General features: G+C 51.4%; 21 protein-coding genes. 7 read left to right on the plus strand and 14 right to left on the minus strand.

All coding sequences use genetic code 11. The features are described 5' to 3' along the window. Nucleotides 1–97: 97 nt before the first annotated feature. The 5 genes from lolC (at nt 98) to pepT (ending at nt 5,815) form a co-directional block, all read left to right on the plus strand. On the plus strand, nt 98–1,297 hold the full coding sequence (gene lolC / locus ACPXSQ_RS03835) for a lipoprotein-releasing ABC transporter permease subunit LolC (protein WP_072136636.1): 1,200 nt from the start codon (nt 98–100) through the stop codon (nt 1,295–1,297). Continuing rightward, nucleotides 1,290–1,994 carry a lipoprotein-releasing ABC transporter ATP-binding protein LolD gene (gene lolD / locus ACPXSQ_RS03840; RefSeq protein WP_014606120.1) on the plus strand — a complete coding sequence of 235 codons (705 nt, stop codon included), beginning with the start codon at nt 1,290–1,292 and terminating at the stop codon, nt 1,992–1,994. The genes lolC and lolD overlap by 8 nt, the downstream gene beginning before the upstream one ends. After that, a complete protein-coding gene (gene lolE, locus ACPXSQ_RS03845) occupies nt 1,994–3,238 on the plus strand; it encodes a lipoprotein-releasing ABC transporter permease subunit LolE (protein WP_014593444.1) in 1,245 nt (414 codons plus the stop codon). The genes lolD and lolE overlap by 1 nt, the downstream gene beginning before the upstream one ends. A gap of 122 nt (nt 3,239–3,360) precedes the next feature. Then, nucleotides 3,361–4,194, plus strand: coding sequence for a Sir2 family NAD+-dependent deacetylase (gene cobB / locus ACPXSQ_RS03850; protein WP_014606118.1), 834 nt, complete (start codon nt 3,361–3,363; stop codon nt 4,192–4,194). Between the two features lie 391 nt (nt 4,195–4,585). Then, nucleotides 4,586–5,815 (plus strand): peptidase T, encoded by a 1,230-nt coding sequence (pepT, locus tag ACPXSQ_RS03855; protein WP_029568643.1) that lies wholly within the window; start codon nt 4,586–4,588, stop codon nt 5,813–5,815. 64 nt (nt 5,816–5,879) lie between these two features. Here pepT and ACPXSQ_RS03860 read toward each other — a convergent pair whose 3' ends face one another. From ACPXSQ_RS03860 to rluE, 8 genes are all read right to left on the minus strand, one after another. After that, the gene (locus ACPXSQ_RS03860; protein WP_013025393.1) at nt 5,880–7,004 is read right to left on the minus strand and encodes a cupin domain-containing protein; all 1,125 of its coding nucleotides are present in this window, start codon (nt 7,002–7,004) and stop codon (nt 5,880–5,882) included. Nucleotides 7,005–7,061: 57 nt separating this feature from the next. Next, on the minus strand, nt 7,062–8,528 hold the full coding sequence (gene phoQ / locus ACPXSQ_RS03865) for a two-component system sensor histidine kinase PhoQ (RefSeq protein ID WP_033765901.1): 1,467 nt from the start codon (nt 8,526–8,528) through the stop codon (nt 7,062–7,064). A gap of 2 nt (nt 8,529–8,530) precedes the next feature. After that, complete coding sequence (phoP, locus tag ACPXSQ_RS03870) at nt 8,531–9,199, minus strand: two-component system response regulator PhoP (RefSeq protein WP_013025395.1); 669 nt, start codon at nt 9,197–9,199, stop codon at nt 8,531–8,533. A gap of 107 nt (nt 9,200–9,306) precedes the next feature. Next, nucleotides 9,307–10,677, minus strand: a complete 1,371-nt coding sequence (gene purB, locus ACPXSQ_RS03875) for an adenylosuccinate lyase (RefSeq protein WP_024470961.1) — start codon at nt 10,675–10,677, stop codon at nt 9,307–9,309. A 42-nt stretch (nt 10,678–10,719) separates the two neighbouring features. Then, nucleotides 10,720–11,361: a high frequency lysogenization protein HflD gene (hflD, locus tag ACPXSQ_RS03880; protein ID WP_014606116.1), complete on the minus strand. Its 642-nt coding sequence runs from the start codon at nt 11,359–11,361 to the stop codon at nt 10,720–10,722. 34 nt (nt 11,362–11,395) lie between these two features. Then, nucleotides 11,396–12,508 carry a tRNA 2-thiouridine(34) synthase MnmA gene (gene mnmA / locus ACPXSQ_RS03885; RefSeq protein WP_014606115.1) on the minus strand — a complete coding sequence of 371 codons (1,113 nt, stop codon included), beginning with the start codon at nt 12,506–12,508 and terminating at the stop codon, nt 11,396–11,398. Nucleotides 12,509–12,547: 39 nt separating this feature from the next. Next, entirely contained in the window at nt 12,548–13,021 is a 474-nt protein-coding gene (locus tag ACPXSQ_RS03890) for an NUDIX domain-containing protein (protein WP_013025399.1), read from the minus strand. Nucleotides 13,022–13,069: 48 nt separating this feature from the next. Beyond that, the gene (rluE, locus tag ACPXSQ_RS03895) at nt 13,070–13,729 is read right to left on the minus strand and encodes a 23S rRNA pseudouridine(2457) synthase RluE (protein WP_014593450.1); all 660 of its coding nucleotides are present in this window, start codon (nt 13,727–13,729) and stop codon (nt 13,070–13,072) included. A gap of 110 nt (nt 13,730–13,839) precedes the next feature. Here rluE and icd point away from each other — a divergent pair, with 110 nt between their 5' ends. Then, nucleotides 13,840–15,090: an NADP-dependent isocitrate dehydrogenase gene (gene icd, locus ACPXSQ_RS03900; protein ID WP_013025401.1), complete on the plus strand. Its 1,251-nt coding sequence runs from the start codon at nt 13,840–13,842 to the stop codon at nt 15,088–15,090. A gap of 698 nt (nt 15,091–15,788) precedes the next feature. Beyond that, nucleotides 15,789–16,868, plus strand: a complete 1,080-nt coding sequence (locus ACPXSQ_RS03905; protein WP_019105691.1) for a glycosyltransferase family 9 protein — start codon at nt 15,789–15,791, stop codon at nt 16,866–16,868. Between the two features lie 504 nt (nt 16,869–17,372). Here the strand turns inward: ACPXSQ_RS03905 and ACPXSQ_RS03910 are convergent. The 6 genes from ACPXSQ_RS03910 to ACPXSQ_RS03935 are packed head-to-tail and all read right to left on the minus strand — an operon-like array spanning nt 17,373 to nt 24,137. Then, a complete protein-coding gene (locus tag ACPXSQ_RS03910) occupies nt 17,373–18,101 on the minus strand; it encodes a fimbrial assembly chaperone (protein WP_019105689.1) in 729 nt (242 codons plus the stop codon). After that, complete coding sequence (gene stbD, locus ACPXSQ_RS03915; protein WP_029571410.1) at nt 18,067–19,362, minus strand: fimbrial usher protein StbD; 1,296 nt, start codon at nt 19,360–19,362, stop codon at nt 18,067–18,069. The genes ACPXSQ_RS03910 and stbD overlap by 35 nt, the downstream gene beginning before the upstream one ends. A 37-nt stretch (nt 19,363–19,399) precedes the next feature. Further along, nucleotides 19,400–21,961 carry a fimbrial outer membrane usher protein gene (locus ACPXSQ_RS03920; protein ID WP_013025405.1) on the minus strand — a complete coding sequence of 854 codons (2,562 nt, stop codon included), beginning with the start codon at nt 21,959–21,961 and terminating at the stop codon, nt 19,400–19,402. Then, nucleotides 21,933–22,694, minus strand: a complete 762-nt coding sequence (locus ACPXSQ_RS03925) for a fimbria/pilus periplasmic chaperone (RefSeq protein ID WP_013025406.1) — start codon at nt 22,692–22,694, stop codon at nt 21,933–21,935. Before ACPXSQ_RS03925 ends, ACPXSQ_RS03920 begins: the two co-directional genes overlap by 29 nt. A 57-nt stretch (nt 22,695–22,751) precedes the next feature. Beyond that, a complete protein-coding gene (locus ACPXSQ_RS03930) occupies nt 22,752–23,294 on the minus strand; it encodes a fimbrial protein (protein ID WP_014593456.1) in 543 nt (180 codons plus the stop codon). Between the two features lie 21 nt (nt 23,295–23,315). Continuing rightward, on the minus strand, nt 23,316–24,137 hold the full coding sequence (locus tag ACPXSQ_RS03935; protein ID WP_015700536.1) for a hypothetical protein: 822 nt from the start codon (nt 24,135–24,137) through the stop codon (nt 23,316–23,318). Between the last annotated feature and the right edge of the window lie 284 nt (nt 24,138–24,421).

The following is a 24,421-nucleotide window of genomic DNA, read 5'->3' on the forward strand; positions in this document are numbered from 1 at the left end:
ACTTTGCAGCAGACTCAGAGGGTTAGTGGTTTCATAAAGTGGGCCGCTCCTTTATCATCCTCTCTACTTATTTTCCAGCAACTGCACATTGGATTCCATGTATCAACCTGTCGCGCTATTTATCGGTCTGCGCTACATGCGCGGAAGAGCCGCAGACCGTTTCGGTCGCTTTGTCTCCTGGCTCTCCACCATTGGTATCACGCTTGGCGTGCTGGCAATGATTACTGTGCTGTCTGTGATGAATGGTTTCGAGCGAGAGCTTGAGGGCAACATCCTGGGCCTGATGCCGCAGGCGCTGGTCACCAGCGACAAAGGCAGCATCAATCCTCAACAATTCCCGGCATCCGCTCTTAAGCTGAACGGCGTTAACCGCATTGCGCCGTTAACCACCGCGAACGTCGTGCTGCAAAGCCCACACAGCGTTTCGGTTGGGGTGATGTTAGGCATTCAGCCGGATGAAAAAGACCCGCTTACGCCCTACCTCGTTAATACCCAGCAGACTGTGCTGCAGCCGGGACAGTACAACGTTATCCTGGGTGAACAACTGGCCTCGCAACTCGGCGTCAAACGCGGAGATACGCTGCGATTAATGGTGCCGTCGGTGAGCCAGTTCACCCCGATGGGCCGCGTACCGAGCCAGCGTCTGTTTACCGTCGCCGGAACCTATGCGGCTAACAGCGAGGTGGACGGCTACCAGATCCTGGTCAATCAACAGGATGCCTCACGGATAATGCGCTATCCGGCAGGGAATATCACCGGCTGGCGTCTGTGGCTGGATAAACCGCTGCAGGTAGATACCATCACTCAGCAACGCTTACCGGCGGGAATGGTATGGAAGGACTGGCGCGAGCGTAAAGGGGATCTGTTCCAGGCCGTGCGCATGGAAAAGAACATGATGGGGCTGCTGCTGAGCCTGATTATTGCCGTCGCTGCCTTTAATATCATCACCTCGCTGGGCCTGTTGATCATGGAGAAGCAGGGCGAAGTGGCTATTCTGCAAACCCAGGGATTAACCCGCCGTCAGATTGTCGCCGTCTTTATGGTACAGGGCGCCAGTGCCGGCATCATCGGCACGCTGCTCGGTGCACTGCTGGGCGTGCTGTTAGCCAGCCAGCTTAACAACCTGATGCCGGTTATCGGCCTGTTCCTGGATGGCGCGGCGCTGCCCGTCGATATTAATATGTGGCAGGTGGTGACTATCGCCTTCAGCGCAATGATTATTGCTCTGCTTTCCACGCTTTACCCTTCATGGCGCGCTGCCGCCGTACAACCCGCTGAGGCTTTACGCTATGAGTAACTCTCCTTTGTTGCAGTGCCGTGACCTGTGCAAACGCTATCAGGAAGGCAGCGTCCAGACCGACGTACTGCGCAATGTGACCTTTGATGTGCAACCTGGTGAACTGATGGCGATTGTTGGCAGTTCGGGTTCAGGTAAAAGTACCCTGTTGCACCTGCTGGGCGGGCTGGATGCACCCACCTCGGGAGAAGTGGTGTTTGACGGCCGTTCGCTAAACGGGATGTCATCCTCTGCTAAAGCGGAGTTACGTAATCGTGAGCTCGGCTTTATCTATCAGTTTCACCATCTGCTGCCTGATTTCACCGCGCTGGAAAATGTCGCCATGCCGTTACTGATCGGCAAAGTGGCTAAAGGAGAAGCGCAGACCCGCGCGCGCGAAATGCTGGCGGCGGTCGGGCTGGAACACCGTGCGGCGCATCGTCCCTCGGAACTCTCTGGCGGTGAACGTCAACGTGTGGCTATCGCCCGTGCGCTGGTTAACCGCCCGCGCCTGGTCATGGCCGATGAGCCAACGGGTAACCTGGATGCGCGCAACGCCGACGCGATTTTCGAACTGTTGGGTGAACTGAATGTGCGTCAGGGCACCGCGTTTCTGGTGGTGACACACGACCTGCATCTGGCGAAGCGCATGTCGCGGCAGATGGAGATGCGTGACGGCCAGTTAAGCGATCGCATCGTTCTTGCGGGAGCGGTCTGATGGGATCGTCGTTATCGCTGCTGTTGGGGCTGCGTTTTAGCCGCGGTCGCCGTCGGGGGGGAATGGTTTCGCTGATCTCCGTTATTTCCACGATCGGTATCGCCCTGGGCGTGGCGGTATTAATCATTGGCCTCAGCGCAATGAACGGATTTGAACGTGAGCTGAACAAGCGCATTCTTGCCGTGGTGCCGCACGGGGAGATTGAAGCGGTTAATCCGCCGTTTCAGCACTGGCAGTCCATGATTGCACCGATTGAGCAGGTACCGGGTATCGCCGCTGCGGCTCCCTATATCAATTTTACCGGACTGATTGAAAGCGGCACAAAGATGGAAGCGCTGCAGGTTAAAGGCGTGGATCCGGCGCAGGAACCGCGTCTAAGCGCGCTGCCGCAGTTTGTCACAAACAATGCCTGGGCAAGCTTTGCGCCGGGTAAAAGTCAGATCATCCTCGGCGGCGGCATTGCTCAGGCGCTGAACGTGAAGCAGGGCGACTGGATCACCATCATGATCCCTAACAATGATGGCGAAAATAAGCTACTGCAACCTAAACGCATTCGTTTGCAGGTGAGCGGCATTCTTCAGTTGAGCGGCATGCTGGATCACAGCCTGGCGCTGGTGCCGCTTGCGGATGCGCAGCAATATCTGGATATGGGCGACAACGTCACCGGTATCGCGCTGAAAATGAACGATCCGTTCCAGGCGGCCAAACTGGTGCGGGCGGCCGGAGAAGTCACGCACGCTTACGTCTATATCAAAAGCTGGATCGGCACCTACGGCTATATGTACCGCGATATTCAAATGATCCGCGCCATCATGTATCTGGCGATGGTGCTGGTTATTGGCGTGGCCTGTTTCAACATCGTTTCCACGCTGGTGATGGCCGTGAAAGACAAGAGCAGTGATATTGCGGTACTGCGCACGCTGGGGGCGAAAGACGGGCTGATCCGCGCCATCTTTATCTGGTATGGCCTGCTGGCGGGCTTACTGGGCAGCGTCAGCGGCGTAGTGGTTGGGGTGCTGGTGGCGCTCAACCTCACTTCGCTGATGAAAGGGCTGGAATCCCTGACCGGTCACCATTTATTAGCGGGCGATATCTATTTCATTGACTTCCTGCCGTCTGAATTACACTGGCTGGACGTGTTTTCGGTATTGATTACCGCTATTGTGCTAAGCCTGCTGGCAAGTTGGTATCCGGCGCGGCGCGCCAGTCGTATCGATCCGGCTCGCGTGCTGAGCGGCCAGTAATCAGCTCAGGCACCCGCGCCTGACAGCAGGATGATGTAAACCTTAAACCGACCACCGGGCCTCATCGCCCGCTTTATATTGAACCGCGGTAGCTGCCTTTCGCTACCGCACCAGGAGACTTTATGCGTACACCTCGTCGCCGTTTACGACTTGCCCGCCTGAAGAAAACGCGCAGAAAAGTGCATCAGCGCTTTCGCCAGCGTATTTTCGAACGCGATCGTCAGGCCGAACTGGCGGCGCACCCGTTGCCGAGAATCGTTGTCTTAACGGGTGCGGGGATATCCGCAGAATCGGGAATTAACACCTTTCGTGCCGCTGACGGATTATGGGAAGAGCACCGGGTAGAAGATGTCGCGACGCCAGAAGGTTTCAGACGTGACCCGGCGCTGGTTCAGCGTTTTTATAACGCCCGTCGCCAGCAGCTTCAGCAGCCGGAGATCCAGCCCAACGCGGCACATCTTGCCCTGGCGGAGCTGGAACAGGTATTGGGCGATAACTTTCTGTTGGTCACGCAGAATATCGATAATTTGCATGAACGCGCGGGCAACAGCCGCGTGCTGCACATGCACGGCGAGCTGTTAAAAGTGCGCTGCGCCAACAGCGGCCAGGTTATCGACTGGCATGAAGATGTCACGCCAGAAGATCGCTGTACCTGCTGTCAGTTCCCCTCGGTGCTGCGTCCGCACGTCGTCTGGTTCGGCGAAATGCCGCTCGGCATGGAAGAGATCTACCAGGCGCTGGAGCAGGCGAATCTGTTTATCGCCATTGGCACCTCGGGCCATGTTTATCCGGCCGCCGGATTCGTCCATGAGGCAAAACTGCAGGGGGCGCATACGGTAGAGCTGAACCTTGAACCGAGCCAGGTCGGTAACGAGTTTGCCGAAAGCCACTATGGACTGGCCAGCGAGGTGGTGCCTGCTTTTGTGCATAAGCTGCTGCACGCGCTACACAAATAACGCCTTGTGCCACCGGATGAATCGCGGGCTACTCGCCCGCTGTTCATCCAGACAGGTTTCCAGCGTCCTTCTGTCCTCCTTCGTTTCCGCGCGATCGCCGCACCCATTTTTTCCGCCCGGTAACCATTGCGTGTCGCCTGTCCGAAGGCTGCCAGCGGCCCCACGCAGACCCGCACAGCGGTCAAAAACAGGCCCAGCTTTAACGCTGCGGGCGACGGCCGTGAAAAGCGTGCGAAAATCGCCGCAAAAAACAGCAGTTGCATGCTTTTTAATGCAATCCGCCATTCTTAATTTGCCGCACAGGGACTAACCTGAAGGATAATGATTTGACGCAACGCGACCGCTTGCTCGTCTGTTAATAATAACGGGCGGCAAATTTTAAGGATGGCATATGAAGCAATTACTCGAACGCTTTTTGCGTTATGTGGCAGTGGAAACTCAGGCAAAACCTCAGGCACGTCAGGTGCCAAGCAGTGAAGGGCAGTGGATTCTGGCCCGCCAGCTGCAGGAAGAGCTGCTGGCGTTGGGCTTTGTTGATGTCAGCCTCAGCGATCACTGCTGTGTGATGGGCACGTTACCGGCAAATGTTGACTGGCCAACGCCGGTTATTGGCTTTATTTCTCATATGGATACCTCGCCGGATTTTACTGCGAAAAATGTCAATCCGCAGATCATCGAAAACTACCGGGGCGGAGATATTGCGCTGGGAAATGGGGATGAAGTGCTGTCACCGGTGATGTTTCCGGTGCTCCATAAGCTGACGGGGCACACGCTGATCACCACCGATGGAAAAACCCTGCTGGGTGCCGATGACAAAGCCGGTATAGCAGAAATCATGACGGCGATGGCGCGGCTGGCAGAGGGCGATATTCCGCACGGCGCGATTCGCGTTGCCTTCACCCCGGATGAAGAGATTGGCCGCGGCACATCGCATTTCGATGTTGAAGGTTTTGCGGCCGACTGGGCTTATACCGTTGACGGTAGCGATGTGGGCGAATTCGAATACGAAAACTTCAATGCGGCTTCGGCGCTGGTGAAGGTGGTGGGTAACAACGTTCACCCCGGCTCCGCGAAAAACGTGATGGTGAATGCGCTGGAACTCGCCACCCGCTTTAACGCCGCGCTGCCTGCCGGAGAGAAACCGGAGTGCACTGACGGCTATGAAGGCTTCTTCCATCTTCACCAGATGAAGGGCACGGTTGAAAATGCGGAGATGCACTACATCATCCGTGATTTCGATACGGCAGCCTTTGAACAGCGGAAAAATACGCTGCTGCAGGTGGCGGCGGAGATCAACAAGGGATTACATCCGGACTGCTCTGTTACCGTGGAGATCAGCAACAGCTATCGCAACATGCGTGAGAAAGTCGAACCTTTCCCGCACATTATCGACCTGGCGCTGCAGGCGATGCGCGACTGCGGCATCGAGCCGGTGGTGAAACCGATTCGCGGCGGCACGGACGGTTCGTCGCTGTCATGGAAAGGGCTACCTTGTCCTAACCTGTTTACCGGTGGCTATAACTATCACGGCAAACATGAATTTGCGTCGCTGAATATTATGGCGCAATCGGTTGAGGTTATCGTCCGTCTGGCGGCGCTGGCGGGGCAGAGAAAAGCCTGAATATAAAAGGCCGCGTTGCCCGACAGGGCAACGCGGCCGTTAAAACCGTGGCAACGGCAAGGCGTTATTCCGCGCTAAAGTACCAGTAACCGGCGTTGACCAGCCCGGCAATCTGCGCCAGTACCGCGGGATCGTCCAGCGCATCACCCAAATCCTCAAGCGCGATTTCGTGATTGTGCGCCAGCACAGCCATGACCGCCGGGTGCGCGCATTCAACGCGTTCGCCGTTGATATAGACGGCATTGCCCAGCGTCAGGACGCGTAAGCCGCCAAGGCGCGACAGCACATCGCCCTGCTGCAGCGCATCGTAGATTTCATCGGGCTGATAAGGCGGCTCCGGCGGCGCGACGTCGAGTTCATGTCGGGACTGCGAAATAAACTCACCCAGCCACTGTTCAAAATGCGCTGGCTGATTCACCACATCCAGCATCACCTTGCGCAAGCCTTCGACCTCCTGCGGCAGGATCAGCGACGGGCAGTCACGCGCGGGCACGTCCGGATCGCTGTAACGCAGGCTACCCAGCTCATTCGCCAGCGCGTAATCGGCAAAGCCGCTAATCAGCTCACGCCCGCTGGGCGCGCGGAAGCCCACAGAGTAGTTCAGGGCATTTTCCAGCGAGTATCCTTCGTGCGGAAATCCGGGTGGAATATACAGAATATCGCCCGGCTCCATCTCTTCATCAATGATGGCATCGAAAGGTTCGACCTGAAGCAGGTCAGGATGAGGACAATGCTGTTTCAGCGGTACTTTTTCTCCGACGCGCCAGCGACGACGGCCGGTGCCCTGAATGATAAACACATCATACTGGTCAAAGTGCGGGCCAACGCCTCCGCCGGGTACGGAAAAGGAGATCATCAGGTCATCTAAGCGCCAGTCCGGCAGAAAGCGGAAAGGGCGCATCAGCGCGGCGGAAGGCTCATGCCAGTGGTTCACCGCCTGCACCAGCAGTGACCAGTTGTTCTCACCCAGGTGGTCATAACTTTCAAACGGACCGTGGCTGACCTGCCACTTTTCGTTTTGCTGGCTGACCAGACGGCTGTCGACCTCATTTTCCATAGCTAATCCCGCCAGTTCATCAGGCGAGATGGGATCGATAAAGTTCTTGAAGCCACGCTTCAGCACCACCGGGCGCTTTTGCCAGTAACGCTGAATAAAATCGGGCCAGTTGAGATCGAGCTGATAATCCATAGAGAGATTCCGCTAAGGGCTGTAAATACCCGCAAGTATAACAGCCCGCGGCGTGAACTACTCGCGGCGATGTTCCATTTCCTGCCGCTCAAACACCACTTCCATGCGCGCACCGCCTAACGGGCTACTGGAGGCAATCACCTTACCGGCATACTGTTCGAGAATATCGCGAACTACCGCCAGCCCCAGCCCCTGACCGGGACGTAAGGTATCGGCGCGCTGCCCACGCACAAATATCATATCGCGTTTGCTTTCAGGAATGCCCGGACCGTCATCATCGATATAAAGATGCAAGGCATGGTCGGTCTGATGGGCGCTGACTTCAATAAATTCCAAGCAGTACTTGCAGGCATTATCCAGGACGTTACCCAGCACTTCCATGAAGTCATTCTGATCGCCGAAGAAGGTGGTTTCCGGTGAGATATCCAGCGTGATTTCGACGCCTTTGCGCTGATAAACCTTATTCAGCGCTGAACACAAGCTGTCCAGCAAACCGGACACTGAATGCAGATCGCGCTGCAGCGGATTGTGATCGGCCTGCATGCTGGCGCGGTGCAGGTAATATCCCACCTGCTGCGAAATGCGGCTGATCTGCTCCAGCATAATCGGTTCGGCCTGTTCCACCGTCAGCTCTTTACCGCCGCGCAGAGAGCGCAGGGTAGTTTGCAGCACCGCCAGCGGCGTTTTCAGGCTATGGGTCAGGTCAGCAAGCGTGGTGCGATAGCGGGTATACCGCTGACGTTCGTTGGTCAGCAGCAGATTAAGGTTACGTACCAGCGAACGTAACTCCTGCGGCGGATTGTCATCCAGGTTTTCACGCTGTCCGGTTTCCAGCTCGCGCACCTGAAGCGTTAAATGCCCGATTGGACGCAGGCTCCAGTGGGCCGCCAGCCAGAGCAAGGGAACGATTAAAATCAGGTTGGCCGCCAGCACATAGCTGAACCATGACCAGACCACATCGGAATGCTGAAGCTCCTGCGGAATCGTGTCGACCACGACAATGGTCAGTGCGGGCAGATTGGTTGTGGCGTCATAGCGGTTTACCGCTACCGAGTGGGTAAAGGTATCCTGATCGTCATCGTCATTATCCCAGGCGTGGAGCTGCTGCTGAGCGGTAAGGTTATCGCCCATCGCAGCCCGGCTGGTGCTGTTGTTGGTATCTATCTCATAGAAGTCCGGCTTCAACAGCCATTCAGGTTGGATCTTTTCACGAATTTCCGGCACGTCGCGCTGCTGCCAGAGCAGTTTGCCGTGTTCATCATAAATAAATACCAGCGTTGGGAAATTGAGCATCGTGCGCTCAGGCTGGGCGATGGTGAGCTTATTATCTTTCCACTGTGCCAGGGTGAAAAATAAATTACTTTCTCCCCGCATCACGCGATAGGTATTTTTATCAAAACTTACCACATAGCCAATGACCGCAACCATGCCATAAGAAAGGGAAAGAATTAATACAATGGCGGCGGAAGCCAGTAAGAAGCGCGTCCGCAGCGAAATAGGGCGATAGCGTTTAAACCAGGACATCATCAGAGATCAAAGCGGTAGCCCTGGCCGCGAACGGTAGCGATGACTTCGTCAGAATGCAGCGCAAGAATCTTTTTACGCAGACGTCCCATTAAAACATCGATCGTGTGACTTTCACGTAACTCTGCATCGGGATAAAGCTGCAGCATTAAGGAGTCTTTACTCACCACTTTGCCAGCGTTGCGAATAAGGGTTTCCACAATCGTGTATTCAAATGCGGTCAGCTTAACGGGCTGGTCGTGAATCGTGAGTTCGCGACGGGATAAATCCACCTGAAAGGGGGCCATGGCAATAATCTGCGACGCATGACCGCTGTTACGGCGCATTAATGCCTGCAGGCGTGCGGCGACTTCCTCAATATGAAAAGGCTTCGTCACATAATCATCCGCACCGGCTTCCAGAGCTTCGACTTTCGCCTGCCAGCCTTCGCGTGCGGTCAGGACCAAAATAGGCTGACGCACGGCGTCATTACGCCAGCGACGAATTAACGACATGCCATCTTCGTCCGGTAATCCCAGATCGACCAACGCAATGTCGGGCAGATGTTCCTGGAGAAAATAATCGGCTTCTTTGGCATCTTCGGCAGCATCAACCTGATGACCCATTTCTCGCAGTTGTACTGAAAGATGGTGGCGCAGCAGGGCATTATCTTCCACAACCAGAACACGCATAGGATTTCCTTTAGCATCAGATCGAAACGAATTTAAACAAGTATAAGCGAAATGAACTAAACAGCAGGTTAACGCAGACCGGCGGCAACCGGTCTGCGGGCAGGATTTTATTTCAGGTCATCAACCATCTGAACCGCGCGACCAATATAATTTGCCGGGGTCATCTGTTTTAAGCGAACTTTTTCGTCTTCCGGCAGCGCCAGGCTGTCGATAAAGGCCTGCATACCGGCCGCATCAACGCGCTTGCCACGGGTCAGTTCTTTCAACTTCTCATAAGGTTTTTCAATACCGTAGCGACGCATAACGGTCTGGATCGGCTCTGCCAGCACTTCCCAGTTATGATCCAGTTCGTCAAGCAGACGATCCCGGTTCACTTCCAGCTTGGAAATGCCTTTCAGTGTAGCCTGATAAGCGATCAGCGCATAACCCACGCCCACGCCAAGGTTACGCAGCACGGTAGAGTCGGTCAGATCGCGCTGCCAGCGGGAAACCGGCAGTTTGCTGGCCAGGTGCTGCATCACCGCGTTTGCCAAGCCCAGATTGCCTTCTGAGTTTTCGAAGTCAATCGGGTTTACTTTATGCGGCATGGTGGAAGAGCCGATTTCGCCCGCGATGGTTTTTTGTTTGAAGTGGTTGAGCGCCACATAGCCCCAGATATCGCGATCGAAATCGATCAGGATGGTATTAAAGCGGGCGATGCAGTCGAACAGCTCAGCAATATAGTCGTGTGGCTCGATCTGGGTGGTGTAGGGATTCCAGGTAATGCCCAGAGAGGTCACAAATTCTTCGCTTAACTGGTGCCAGTCGGCTTCCGGGTAAGCGGCAATGTGCGCGTTATAGTTGCCCACGGCACCGTTGATTTTGCCCAGCACTTCAATCTGCGACAGCTGGCGTAGCTGACGTTCCATGCGGTAGGCCACGTTGGCCATCTCTTTACCCATGGTGGACGGCGTTGCGGGCTGACCGTGAGTACGTGACAGCAGAGGAATGTCACGGTATTCCTGCGCCAGTCCTTTTACCGCGGCAATCAGCTGCTGCCAGTAAGGCAGAATGACATCGCGACGCGCCGTTTCCAGCATTAACGCGTGAGACAGGTTATTGATGTCTTCAGAGGTACAGGCGAAGTGAATAAACTCAGACACCGCGTGCAGCGAAGGCACGTCAGCCACTTTTTCTTTCAGGAAATACTCAACCGCTTTCACGTCATGGTTAGTGGTGCGCTCAATCGTTTTGATGCGCGCGGCGTCCGTTTCATTGAAACTGGTGACAATCCTATCAAGGAAAGCGTTTGCGTCAGCATCAAATGCAGGAACTTCCTTGATCTCTGCGGTCGCAGCCAGTTTTTGTAACCAGCGAACTTCAACCTCAACGCGGAACTTCAGCAAACCAAATTCGCTGAAGATTGCGCGCAGTGGGCTGACTTTATCGCCGTAACGACCATCGACAGGTGAGACGGCGGTCAGAGAGGATAATTCCATCAGTGCAACTCCTGATTCATTTACGGTGTTTGCCCCACTGACTCAGTAAGCCAGTGGCAGGCGGGATAAAAGGGCTTTGGCTTCGCGCAGCAGGCGCTGGCGCGAAAACATCAGCTGCAGTCGGCCTCCGCCGACCTGCTGCCAGAGTACGGCGGCACGAATACCGGCCAGCAACGTGGCGCGAACTTTACTTTGTAACAGGGCATTCTGCAGGACAGCCGGGGAACCGGTAACCTGAATGCGCGGCCCGAGCGGGCTGATGACATCCACATAAATACCGGCCATGGCGCTCAGAATCGTGTCCGATTCCAGTTCGTAGTGCGCCAGTTGGCGATCGAGCTGGCTGATGCGCTGGGCCAGCGTATTCATGGCCTGCTTGTTAGCATTCAGTTTGCGCTCCAGCACCATCAGACTCAGCGTATAGCGGGTCAGCTCTGCGCTGGCGCCTTTACGGTTGCTGCTGTTCAGCACCGCCATCAGGGTTTCAAGCCCAAGGCGCAGGTTGGCTTCATTGTTGCCGAATACCGCCAGCGTGGAGGTGGGGTTGAGATCCAGCACGCTGCGCAGAGATACCGTCAGCGCTTCAGGCTGACAGTGACCCTGATTGGCTAACTGCTGCACCAGATGGGCAGCCTGGCAAATGCCCGCCAGCGCGAGGGTGATTTCCTGATAGTTTTTTGCCACGGTCACTCCTGTTTACGCGTTATTAGCGCCGGTATTATGCGGCAACCCAAGGCAAACGCTCTTCAATGATGCCGCCACCCAGGCAAACATCGCCAAGGTAGAACACCGCAGACTGCCCCGGGGTGACCGCGGCAACCGGTTCGTCGAACCGGACTTCAATTTTGTCATCGCCTTGCGGAATGATTTCGCAGGGGATATCGGTCTGGCGATAGCGGGTTTTCACCGTACAGCGCAGCGGGGCGCGGAGCGGCTGACGATCGACCCAGTGCAGTTGCTGGGCGATGAGGCCGACCGACATCAGACGCGGGTGATCGCCACCCTGCGCCACGATCAAACGGTTACGCGCCACGTCTTTATCTACCACATACCAGGGATCGTCTTTGCTTTCTTTCATACCGCCGATGCCCAGCCCTTTGCGCTGGCCCAGCGTATGGTACATCAGCCCCTGATGCTCACCGACAACCTGGCCATCAACGGTTTCGATTTCACCGGGCTGAGCGGGCAGGTAGCGTGCCAGGAATTCACGGAACTTGCGTTCACCGATGAAACAAATGCCGGTGGAATCTTTTTTCTTAGCCGTGATTAATTCAAGCTCTTCAGCGATGCGGCGGACTTCTGGTTTTTCCAGCTCGCCGACCGGAAACAGGCTCTGGGCAATTTGTTCATGGCTGAGCGTATAAAGGAAGTAGCTCTGGTCTTTGTTTCCATCCCGTCCGCGCAGCAGATGGCTGCGGCCGTCACTGTCCTGACGACGGACATAGTGACCGGTTGCGATAAAGTCTGCGCCCAGATCTTCAGCGGCAAACTCCAGAAACGCTTTGAACTTAATTTCTTTATTACACAGGATATCGGGATTCGGTGTGCGACCGGCCTTGTACTCTTCAAGGAAGTGCTCAAAGACGTTATCCCAGTATTCCGCCGCAAAATTCACTTTGTGCAGTTTAATACCCAGTTTGTCGCAAACGGCTTGCGCATCCGCCAGATCGTCAGCGGCGGTACAATACTCCTCGCCATCGTCTTCCTCCCAGTTCTTCATGAACAGGCCTTCAACCTGATAGCCCTGCTGTTGCAGTAACCAGGCGGAAACGGAAGAATCGACGCCGCCGGACATCCCGACGATCACTTTTTTCTGGCAGTTATCAGACATCACAAGCTCGCAAAACAATAAAACAGGCGGCGCATTCTATCACGCTGAAGTCGGGTGCGCACCTGCATGAAACGGCCAGTTGAACGGGCTAATCAGGTCTAACGGGTAGCGAACCCCCTGTTGCCATCGACGTACGCTTTCTGCCACCAGCGGCGAACGCAGGTTAGATGCCGTCAGTATCTGCTCTGGCGGCAGCCACCAGCAGCGGTCAATGTCGCTGTCCTGCGGAGCGGTGGGCAGTGGCGCATCCAGATCCAGACCAAACAGAAACCGCACAAAAGGCGTATTATCGGGGGCTATCCACTGGTTGATTCCAATAAAATACTGCACCGCGGCGTCAATACCGGTCTCTTCAATCAGTTCACGCTGCGCGGCTTCATGAAGCGTTTCGTCGGCTTCAAGATGACCGGCGGGCTGGTTCCAGGTTGCCACACCGTTCACCTGTTCTTCCACGACCAGAAGTTTTCCCTGTGCCTGTACCAGGCACGCCACGGTGACATGCGGTTTAAACATCGATCCTCCGGAATTGTTAACTTGAAGTTATGGAAATGATAACAGCATTCAGACTAAGGTGCTGATATCCCGCCATTCGCCGGGGGCCAGATTATCCAGCTCAAAGTCACCCATCGCATAGCGCACCAGGCGCAATGTCGGGAAGCCAATATGGGCGGTCATGCGTCTGACCTGGCGGTTGCGTCCTTCATACAGGGTGATTTTCAGCCACTGCGTGGGTATCGCTTTTCGCTCACGAATGGGCGGCTGACGTGCCCACAACCATTCGGGTTCTGCTACTTTTTCGATACCGGCTGGCAGAGTAAGGCCGTCTTTCAGATTAACCCCATCCCGTAGGGGCTGCAGATCGCGCTCTTCTGGCGCGCCTTCAACCTGAACATAATAAATCTTGCCGGTACGCTTGCCGGGCTGGGTGAGCGCGGCCTGCAAGGCTCCATCGTTGGTCAGCACCATCAGTCCTTCACTGTCGCGGTCAAGACGACCCGCGGCATAAACCTCGCTCACATCAATAAAATCTTTAAGCGTCCGGCGGCCGGCTTCGTCCGTAAACTGCGGTAACACATCAAAGGGTTTATTGAACAGGAGCACGCGCCTGACGGCAGGCGGCGCTATCGCTTTACGTTGTGCGTGGCGAGTTTGTCGGCTGAATCGTTTATTTGGTTGAGAAGTCTGATTAGTTTTTCGCATAAGCTTTGCAGTCTGAAACATTCAGCGCATTATAACGCGAAATTGCGGTGATTGGCGTGGCGTCAATATTCAAGTAGTATTGACGCGCATCTTACAAATCATTAACAAAAAATCGCTCGAAGGAGAGGTTAATGGAAAGCAAAGTAGTTGTTCCGGCGGAAGGTCAGAAAATCACCCTGAATCAAGGCAAACTGGTTGTGCCAAACAACCCGGTTATCCCTTATATCGAAGGGGATGGTATCGGTGTTGATGTTTCACCAGTGATGCTGAAAGTGGTTGATGCCGCTGTGAAAAAAGCCTACAACGGCGAGCGTAAAATCTCCTGGATGGAGATTTATACCGGCGAAAAATCGGTTGAACTCTACGGTCAGGATGTCTGGCTGCCGCAAGAAACCCTCGATTTAATCAAAGAATACCGCGTAGCGATTAAAGGTCCACTGACCACGCCAGTCGGCGGCGGCATCCGTTCTCTGAACGTTGCGCTGCGTCAGGAACTTGATCTGTACGTTTGTCTGCGTCCGGTTCGTTACTACACCGGCACACCAAGCCCGGTTAAACGTCCTGAAGATACCGATATGGTGATCTTCCGTGAAAACTCAGAAGATATCTATGCCGGTATCGAGTGGAAAGCGGGCACGGCAGAAGCCGACAAAGTGATCAAATTCCTGCGCGAAGAAATGGGCGTGAAGAAAATTCGCTTCCCACAGAACTGCGGCATCGGCGTTAAGCCTTGTTCGGAAGAGGGGACCAAGCGCCTGGTGCGTGCGGCAGTGGAATACACCATCACTAACGATCGTGATTCACTGACTCTGGTTCACAAAGGCAACATCATGAAGTTCACCGAAGGCTCATTCAAAGACTGGGGTTACCAGTTAGTGAAAGAAGAGTTCGGCGGCGAGCTGATCGATGGTGGTCCATGGATGAAGTTTAAAAATCCAAACACCGGCAAAGAGATCGTTGTGAAAGACGTGATCGCGGATGCCTTCCTGCAGCAAATCCTGCTGCGTCCGGCTGAATACGACGTTATTGCCTGTATGAACCTGAACGGCGACTACATCTCCGACGCCCTTGCGGCGCAGGTTGGCGGAATTGGTATCGCACCAGGCGCAAACATCGGTGACGAATGTGCCCTGTTCGAAGCAACCCACGGTACAGCACCGAAGTATGCGGGTCAGGATAAAGTGAACCCAGGTTCCGTCATCCTGTCAGCTGAAATGATGCTGCGTCATATGGAATGGTTCGAAGCCGCAGACCTGATTGTTAAAGGCATGGAAGGCGCAATCGCTGCCAAGACCGTGACCTATGACTTCGAACGTCTGATGGATGGCGCTAAACTGCTGAAATGCTCAGAGTTTGGTGACGCGATTATCGCGAATATGTAACACCAGCCTTGCCTGATCCAGCCAGCATAGATCTCAATTTATGCTGGCTTTTCTTTTCTCCAATCCTTTCCCCGAATCCTCCCCAAAACTGATTGTAAAACATGCTGCTCAGGCGGCTACAATCGTCCAGTCTTTTCCACGATCATCTTGGTATTTTGACGTCTAGGGAGGTGAAGCGTGATCGATTTATTTCTATGTATTAAATCCATTAGCCTTGTAAGACTTTTCGAAAAGTGAACGTTGCCCACGAAATGCGGAGCTTTCTGAATTGGCCAAAAAAGGTCGGTATGATTTCTGACGTTTTCAACATATTCTTTGTATATCATCCGAAGTTTGCTGCATCAGTAACGTGGCGGTGAGCAAAAAGTGAACAAAGGACTCAGGCAAACCCTGTATTCTGGCGAAGCAGGCCGGAGGATGATATTGGTTTGACATTGACGGTTTTGTTTTTAACGAAGAAAAATGATTAAAAATGAACAAGACTGAACCCGAACAGTGCGTCATGGTCTCACCATCATAGTGTGTATCTAAACAGAGTAAACGACTTCTTCGTCCCGGATAATTTATAATATATACTGTGGCCTGAGTGATGGCGTAATGTTAATGTGCATAAGATGCGTCTGGCAGATTAATTGCATCGGCAATGCTATTTATGGTTAGACCCTTAGGATGTTAAGGCTTGAGTCGGGACAATTTAAATGAGTAAAATCACAAAACAATTCGCTGCAAAATTATTTCTTTCCATGTGGAAAGTAACCGGCTATCGCGTAAGAAAAATTGCCCGTTTTTCTGAAAATGATAATCTTAAAAGCATTGCTATTATTTCAAATACGGCCTTGGGTGATTTTTTATTTAACACGCCTTCTATTCGTGCAATAAAAGAACGCTGGCCAAATGCCAAAATTACGCTGGTCATCTTAAAGAGAAATCATCCCCTGGTAGAAGGGAGTAATATTTTTGATGAGGTTTTATATTGGGGAGGAAAAGTTTCAGGTATGCTCTCTTTGATAAAATCATTAAGAAAAAATCAGGTTGAGGCAACGTTCATCCTTCATTCGCGAACGCCTTATGATATCCTTACCGCTTCGTTAGCAGGTTCTCGTTATATTTTTAAAGATGTTTATTATACTGATTATCAGGGCAGAAAAGACTTTATTCTGAAAACATGCTTGTCTTCGTTTTACGATAACAGAAAAAAAGGGAATATCCACTTTATTCGCCAAAAAACTGAAATGCTTGAATCAGTAGGCATTATGGTAAAGTCTGAATCAATGTTTATTCCCGCACCCTATAAACCTCAGCGCTATGATAAGACAGTTATTGGCATACATGCTGGGGCATCCAGTACAGAAAGATGCTGGCCTGAATCTGCTTTCTCACTGTTAATCAGTAAATTAATTAATGAGTATAGCGATTTGGTTATTGAACTCATCGGTGCTCCTGGAGAAAAAGCCCTAAATCAACGCATCATTGAGGGAATGGAATCGCAAAGTGACAGGGTGATCAACGTTGCAGGAAGTACAAATTTGATACAACTGGCTGAGAAAATAAGTGGTTTCACGACGTTAATTGTTGGAGATACAGGCCCTTTACATCTTGCTATCGCGGTAAAGACACCGACAGTTGCCTTGTTTCCTAACCAGAGCACGATAGACGGTGGCGCGCCCCTTCAAGACAAAGGTATCCATCAGGTTTTACATCCAGATGATGAAAAAAATGGATTGCGTGGAATCAACTGGACTCATGTATATGATGCGGTAGCGCGAAATCTGTCTTGAAAATATCTCAGGAGGAAGGGGTAAGCCGTCCTCCTTTTATCGATTTTTTACTTAATGGAGCTAATGTAAGCTCGTCATGAAAATAAAAAATAAATTCAATGGATTTTTATAAATAATCTTTCTATGGCTTCTCATTTTTGTTTGGCTTGAAACAATGGGTTTATAATGCTGATATAATATCGCCTAAGAAAAAATAGTGTTTTGAATTTTTTTTTTTGGCTGCTAACTCTGCGTGTTTTATAATTTATCTGTTTCTGTTTCTGTTTCTGTTTCTGTTTCTGTTTCTGTTTCTGTTTCTGTTTCTGTTTCTGTTTCTGTTTCTGTTTCTGTTATCTGATATGTCATGTTGCATCTTCTCACAATGCCGAAAGCAGAAAGCGTTAATTTTCTACTGTCTGAACAGAAGATCATTGATGAGGCATCAATGTTCAACGCCTTATTGAAGATTTACTACACTCCAGCGCGAGGGCATTTTATCCACTGTTCCGAATATGCTCCATTCAGCTAGTGAACGACGGTATCGAGAAGCGTACCGTGATACTTCTCAGCATTACCATTCTGATTAATGACTTCATAGGACACGATGGAGCCAGGATTAAGCGATGTGGAAGGGGAAAGCAGAACATAAGAATGCGGTTGCACCATAATATCCCTCAGCACAGCATTATCCACTTTCGCATTCAGGCTCATATACCAGGGCGTTGGATTTGTTATTTTTAGCTCTTGTCCCTTTAGGATAAAGTTCAGCTTCTTTGCATCCTCTGGCTGAGGCGCTCTTAACCCTGTTGGCCGTACGAACACTTTCAAACGCAGGCGCAGTGGCAATATCAGCTTCCGTGGGTTCTGACCATCGGATTTTTTGATCGCCGGTATCTGATAAAGGTTTAGCCAGTATAAGGTTTCTTTATCCGGGGCGAGCGCAGAACGTGTGGTCAGCATCAGTTTCACCGAACGGACTTCGCCGGGCTGCATGTTAAATATCGGCGGCATAGCCATCACAGGTGTTTTACTTTTATCGGGCGACAGATGGATATCACCTTCATCCGTCCAGATTTGCACAATGGCAGGGCTTTCTGCCTTGTTTATCAGGTTGACGGATTGTGCAGTGTCCCCAGCGTTAAAAACAATCCGTGTTTTATCGATATTCACGGCGGCCTGATTGACGCCCGGTAGCATAAACATCAACAGCAGCATGAATCTACTGAAAACTAACAACGACCTGTAACTGAGCATTGACGGTTCCTGCAGTAGTGATCTGTCCGGGAATGGCTTCAAGCGAGGCGGTGAAGTCTCCTTGATAGGTTTCACCATGACTTGAGGAAACCAGTGAGGTTAAGTCTTTATAGGCATACCATCCACGACTGTTTCCTGAGCCGGTGCTGGTAAAATCCGGTAATAAATTCATGGCTGTTCCATTGCTGTTGTAGATTTTAATTCCCACTCCTGACGCAACGTCGCTATTGCCATACCGGGTGTCCAGTAGCCAGGTTAAGCCGCCGCCGCTGGTCGTCAGGCCAAGGCTGTTCGCCTTTGCCACGGCATTGGGTTGATTGACCAGAAAGCCCATGGCGACATTCGCTGCGCTGCTGGTTGACGCGTTGATGCTGGAAATCGCGCCCGATTCGCACTGAAGCGCGACAGAAAAGGGCGCCTGGCTGCTACCGCCTGCGGCCAGCGTGGCGGTGCTGACGGTAGGAAGCAATACGACGGAAGGGTAATCTTTCACTTCACAGATTGCACCGCGGACATAGGTGACGTTTTTATATGTGCTCCAGCCGCCAGGCCAGTTGTTGTAAAATCCATTCCAGACAGTGCTACTGTCTTTGCCTTCATCAAGGTTATTTGTATCTAACCCTGGTCCTTTAAAAGCGATATATCCCCGTGGTTGTGCATGGCCATCGACGTAACGATTAGCGCTGTTTACGTAATAGCTGGTAGAGTCAATTTTAAACATCTCATAAAGCACATTACTGAAAGCGCTGGCGGGGATATAAATATACTGTCCATCGGAATACCAGTCATCAGCGGTAAGTTTACGGCTCTTCCAGTAACGGCTGTAATATTCTCCTGTGGCAAGATTAGTCAGGCGAACGGCAACATTTTTCACATAGTCATAATAAGCACCGTCGACTTCGCTGGTGCTGTTTTTCCCGGCAAAAGGTGAATCACCGTTAGTGGCGTACATTTCATACAGCTTATCGGCATCGGCCTGCGCGCACCGATAAAGAATCTGATTCGGCGTGTAGGCTTTGTTAGTGGATGCTGTCAGAAAATTACCCACTGAACTCGCCAGCAGCGTACCTGAGGGTTGAAATGTATTACCCGAGTTGATGCTGATGATCGACGGCAGGCCCACATTGCCTGAGCAGGTATCGCAGGCACCTGACCACGAACTTGCCGTATAACCTGCCTCCTTCGCCTCCGTTGAAAGTGAAGATGCGCTCGTTACCTTGCTGCAGTTTGCCAGCAGCGGCAGCGGCGTTGCGCACAGCATTGCGATGAAGAAAAAAGATCGATGTAAAGACACTGCATCACTCCTTGCTACACAGGCTGTCGAGGTGGATGATTTGGCTGTCAAACTGGCCGGTAATCTGATAATTAACCCGGCAGCGCTGCGGCCCGTTGTTATTCCAGCTTACGCGCAGCACCCCCGAGTCATGAGGCACGCGCGCATATAGCTGCCCCCCCTGGCCAACCACGCCGATTACCGTATTCTCTGCGTCACGGACCTCAGCGCCCATGGGCGGCATCTCACCGTTGGCTGTCTTCAGATTGATGAGGACCGCTTTGCCTTTGAGCGTGGCGAAATGCACCTGCACCACCGCACCGGCATAAGGCACCACGCGTTGACTTCCACCGCTCAGTTCCGCATCAGCCTGCATGTTAAGCGTGTCCAGACTGACGGTGTTTTCACGATAGGAGGTCAGAGAAGGTAAGATGGCATAGCCGAACGCATCCACAACAGCACCCTGACCATTACGCACTGTCGCGCCTTGCGCGCCCTCGGCTTTTATTAACGCAAACGTATCACTGGTATAGGGGCCCACCGTCACCCCACCGCGATGCACAACCAGGGTGCCTGACGAGCCTAATCCGACCTGGCGATAACTCTCGGCCTGCCCATAACTGGCGCGTACCGCACCCAGTCGGGTATTTTGTTGCAGATTGCCACCGAAACTCAGGGCACGATTGCGCTGCCCATCCCGGTTCTGATCGAGGCCAGAGTAGAGTGAATAAGATAAGTCACGGTTATCGCCTGCCGTTCCCGACAGCGACAGGGATGTGTTGCGATTTTGACTGGACTGGTTAACGTTATAAGCGACTGACGAGAGGCTTTTACCCCAGTCAAGCGGAATGGATACGTTGAGTGAAAAGGTATTTTCGGTGTATTTTTGCTGGCGGCTGTCATCCTGCTGTAGGGAAAAACCTGAATCATAGCGGTTGTTATACCAGACCGTACGCTGACGACCTATGTTGATACCGTAGCTGATAGTTTTCCAGGTGTTGCTATAGCCAAGTTGCAATTGCGTGATGCGCGACTGGTTATTGTAATAATCAGCAGTACTGGCACTCAAACTGATCAAACCGAATCTGTCCATGGACTGACTCAGTGTGGCAGTCAAACGGTTACGCTGATTTAATGAATCAGAATAATACTGAATGCCTGCGTCTTGCTGACGTCTCACGCCCAGAACATCCTGCAAATCACGGAACCCACTCGTTGAATACCGGTAGGCAGCCAGAACCAGGTTGGTGCCTGTGTCAAACGTCTTGCTGTAGTTGATCTCCGCGCGCCAGCCTGACGCTGTTTTGTTCTGTTCAACCCGCGCATGTGAAAAGGTGCTGTTCATTCCCAGTGCGCCGATCTCTGTTGCCAGCACGCCACCTAACAGCCACGCCTGATAATCGTTTGCCTGCCGGGTACCCGCCGTCGCCGTCAGGCGATTACTGATGCCCCGTTGCAGAATGCCCTCAAAAAAGGTGTTATTGACACGGTAATATTGGCGAACCCGTCCCAGCGCCAGCGAGTACTGCCAGTTGCCCGGGCGCACAGAGTCTGGAACGGAAGCATAAGGAACGGTAAAGGTCGAACGCTTACCGTTAGCTTCAATGACCTCAACAGCGAGGTCACCCTGATTGCGCGTGTTGTACAAGTCATCAATGACAAAAGGGCCTGGTGGCACTGTGGTTTCATAGATCACTTTATCCAGTTGTTTAATGACAACCCGCGCGCTGGAGGTTGCCACGCCCCTGACTTCAGGGGCATAACCCCGCCTGCCTTGTGGCCACATCCGTGGGTCGGTAGACAATTTAATCCCGTTAAAAGCCAGGCTGCCAAACAGGGAACTGTCGGTGGCATTGTCACCTAAAGACAGTATGCTGTTAAGCTGTTCCAGCGGGCGTTGTACCCAGCTTTTCACGGTGTTGTAACGGTATCGACTGCCGCCTGCACTGTCATTGAGATAGCGCGCATTACCCTGATGACGGAACTGCCACTTCATCAGATTGGTACCCGCGGTGATCCCACTCCATAAATATTGATAGCGATAATCAGACGTACGGTTTTCGGTCCAGGTGTAATTGGTGTTGTGCCGTAAAAATACTGCACTAATACCTTCTTCCCATTCAGATGTAGGGATGTAACCTCTCGGCTTCTTATCGAGGCTTGAGTTTGGGATCGTGAGCTGTAATTGCAGTGATGCCGGATCAAATTGCCAATGACTGTCTGATGACCAGTAACCCAGTGGATGACACTGCTCTTCAGGTTCAGGCGTGGGTGGCACTTTTAGCTGCAGCAAGGCAACAACCTTTGACGGAAGGCAAGGTTCCGCATCCTGTTGGAGGTCAGACTGGATAAACGCGATTTTGACACCGGATGTAACCCGTTTATTATTGAGATAAATATCGACCAGATAATTGCCAGCAGGCGTGGCGTTCTGATTAAATTGTTCAATGTTCTGTCCAAATGCCGAGCCTTTAAACAGGCTTGAGTCAAAATAATAATCTTCGCAGTAAGCATGCTGAGAAAAGGAAATCGAAATGGTGAATGCAATTAATTTTGAGTTAATTAATTTCAACCTTATAGTTTTCACTTATTCTGGCTCCCTGGTCGTTAACTGCAGCAACGGAGACAATGTTTACGCCCTGTAAACGTTTTTTATCCGCACTGAACCAAAAGGTTTTTTTGCTAAAAGGCGGAATCATATCAGCATCGGAATGCAGGTCTTGATTTGCCACCTTAAATGAAATGTCGAGTAATGAAGCATGCCAGGGTTGAGGGTTATTGATTTCAATGCCTAGCCCTTTATGATTATCGTGAACGAATTTAAGCGAGATATTCTTTAATATGTTATTCGGGTTTCCCACTGAAACAGGACGGTAAAAGATTTTAAGGCGGTTTCGTAACATGACCATCATGGCATTTTGATTATTTTCATTTTTCAGATTCGCAGGGGGGATCTGCAATGTGTTAAACCAAAAGACAGACTCCCGATCCTGAGGGAGAGGCAGGCTACCGTTGAATATAATTCGTGCAATTTGGCCCGTCTTGGGCTGTATACGAAAAACGGGTGGTGTCACAATAAAGGGCGTTTGACTGCTTTGCTCAGGTTGAGAATTGGCATCGCCGTTATCAAACCAGGCCTGAATAACATAGGGGATATCACCGTTGTTTTTTAACTGCACATCAACGGTTTTGGCACTGGCAGGGTAAATGACACGGCTACCCAGAATAGTCACGTTCGCTCTGGCGTTATTTACTGCAAGTAAGAACAGGAAAGTAATGAAAAATAATTTTAGCGCAAACACCAGCCAGCGGTTTTCCATATTTGATTCCTCAAAAAAACGTGCGCCCCATAATAACCGTGGCGCACCCGAACAGAACTAACGGTAAGTTATGGCATACTGAATGGAGGCAGCGACCGTACCGGATGTTGCCACCCCGGTTGAAAAGTATTGCGCGCCATAGGTCGCTGACTTTTCAGTCTCATTCGCGGATAAACTTAAGTCGCCGCTACCGGTAAAGCCCCCCGTCAGGTTGATTACCGTACCCGCCGTATCCAGCATCTGAATCTCAACATTTTCAGCCGACCCGGTGTTCGTCAGGTTACCTGCTGCGCTCACGTTATTGCCCACGAATACCGTTGAGATTTGGGTGGTGGTCGCTGAACCGCTGCAGCCTGTCAGACCGACGGTAAAGTCAGTTTTACCTGCCGTCTTACCACTGGTATCTAAATCCGCTTTACTTACGGTAGGAAGCAGTACAACGGGTGAACTCTCATTGCCGTTAATGGCAACTGAACAGGTTTCATCAGAGACTTCGCCCTGAAAATTAATGGTATTAGCAGAATCTGCTTGTGCATATCCTGACAGCAGAAAGGCACTCACAATCAGAGACAAACTAAATTTATTGGTGTGATAAGTCATTTTATCTTCCTTTATGATCAATTAACTGGAAAGTAACTGATTAAGATTGATTCCAGTTTTCCTTCTGACAGCGTCTTTAATGATGTAAACCTTCTTAACGCCAAGTTTCATTTCGCTGGAAATTTCACCCAGCGAATGGCCATAATTGGCAAGGTCCAAAAATTTAACTTCTTCCAGCGTCAAGGCGTTGACGCGTTTCCTTTCACCTCCTTTTAATCCGTAATAACAGGCATTAACCGCTTTTTTAATATCCTCAATTTTACCGTCCGCATAAATCACAGTATTTATCGTGGGCTCCTGTCTCCGCCAAAATGACGCCAGAGATTCCATTCGGCGATCGCTGATGATAATAATGGCAAGGCCGGTCCCTCGCAGATAATCCATCCAGTTTTTGCTGGTAAAATAACGGAGGTTATGAATCGAAAAGTCAACAAATATACATCCTCTGCAGAACAGGCTTTCGTATCTTCCGGCGACCAACGACAAAACGCCTTTTATCAAAAAATGATTGTTGCCTGGCCATACGGCAATCTTTTGAATTGGGCATCGCAATATCTCTTCCTGGGTATTGCTCGTCAGTTGGCAACAATATTTACAACTTGAGCAGCGAACATCCTCTTTGGTTATCCTTCTCATCAGCCGATTTCTACCGCTTGTTAAGAAAGTTGACCTATCATAACAGTGGGTTTCCTTTTCCTTCAACGGGTTAAAAGAAAGATCGGCTTCTTTAACCAAGAAAATTCTGATGTCGGTTACGCACAATTGTGATGCTTCATTAAGCGGTAATCTTCCTGAGAATGTTAAAATTACGATGATTAAATGATTATTTTGTACAGTTTCCATATTAAGAATATTTACGGTCGCCCAGGATTATTCCCGTCCTCAAGGGAAAAGGATCAATAAAAAAACAGCACAAAATGATAAATTCTGCGTCATTTATTAAAAAGTTAAGGTTTATCGTTGTGCAAAACTAAACGCTCTGTTCGGTATGTTTATTAAATTATTACAATTCTTTGTTAAATTGAGTCTGCTGTTTTTTACCTTGCGTAGAGTTTTCGGTGCCTTATTGTGCAACATGTAGAGTACCTAAAGTTGATTTTTTATATTTATCCTAAAGTGTACCTTTA

Source organism: Pantoea sp. EEL5, from assembly GCF_049892805.1.
GTDB classification, from domain to species: domain Bacteria; phylum Pseudomonadota; class Gammaproteobacteria; order Enterobacterales; family Enterobacteriaceae; genus Pantoea; species Pantoea ananatis.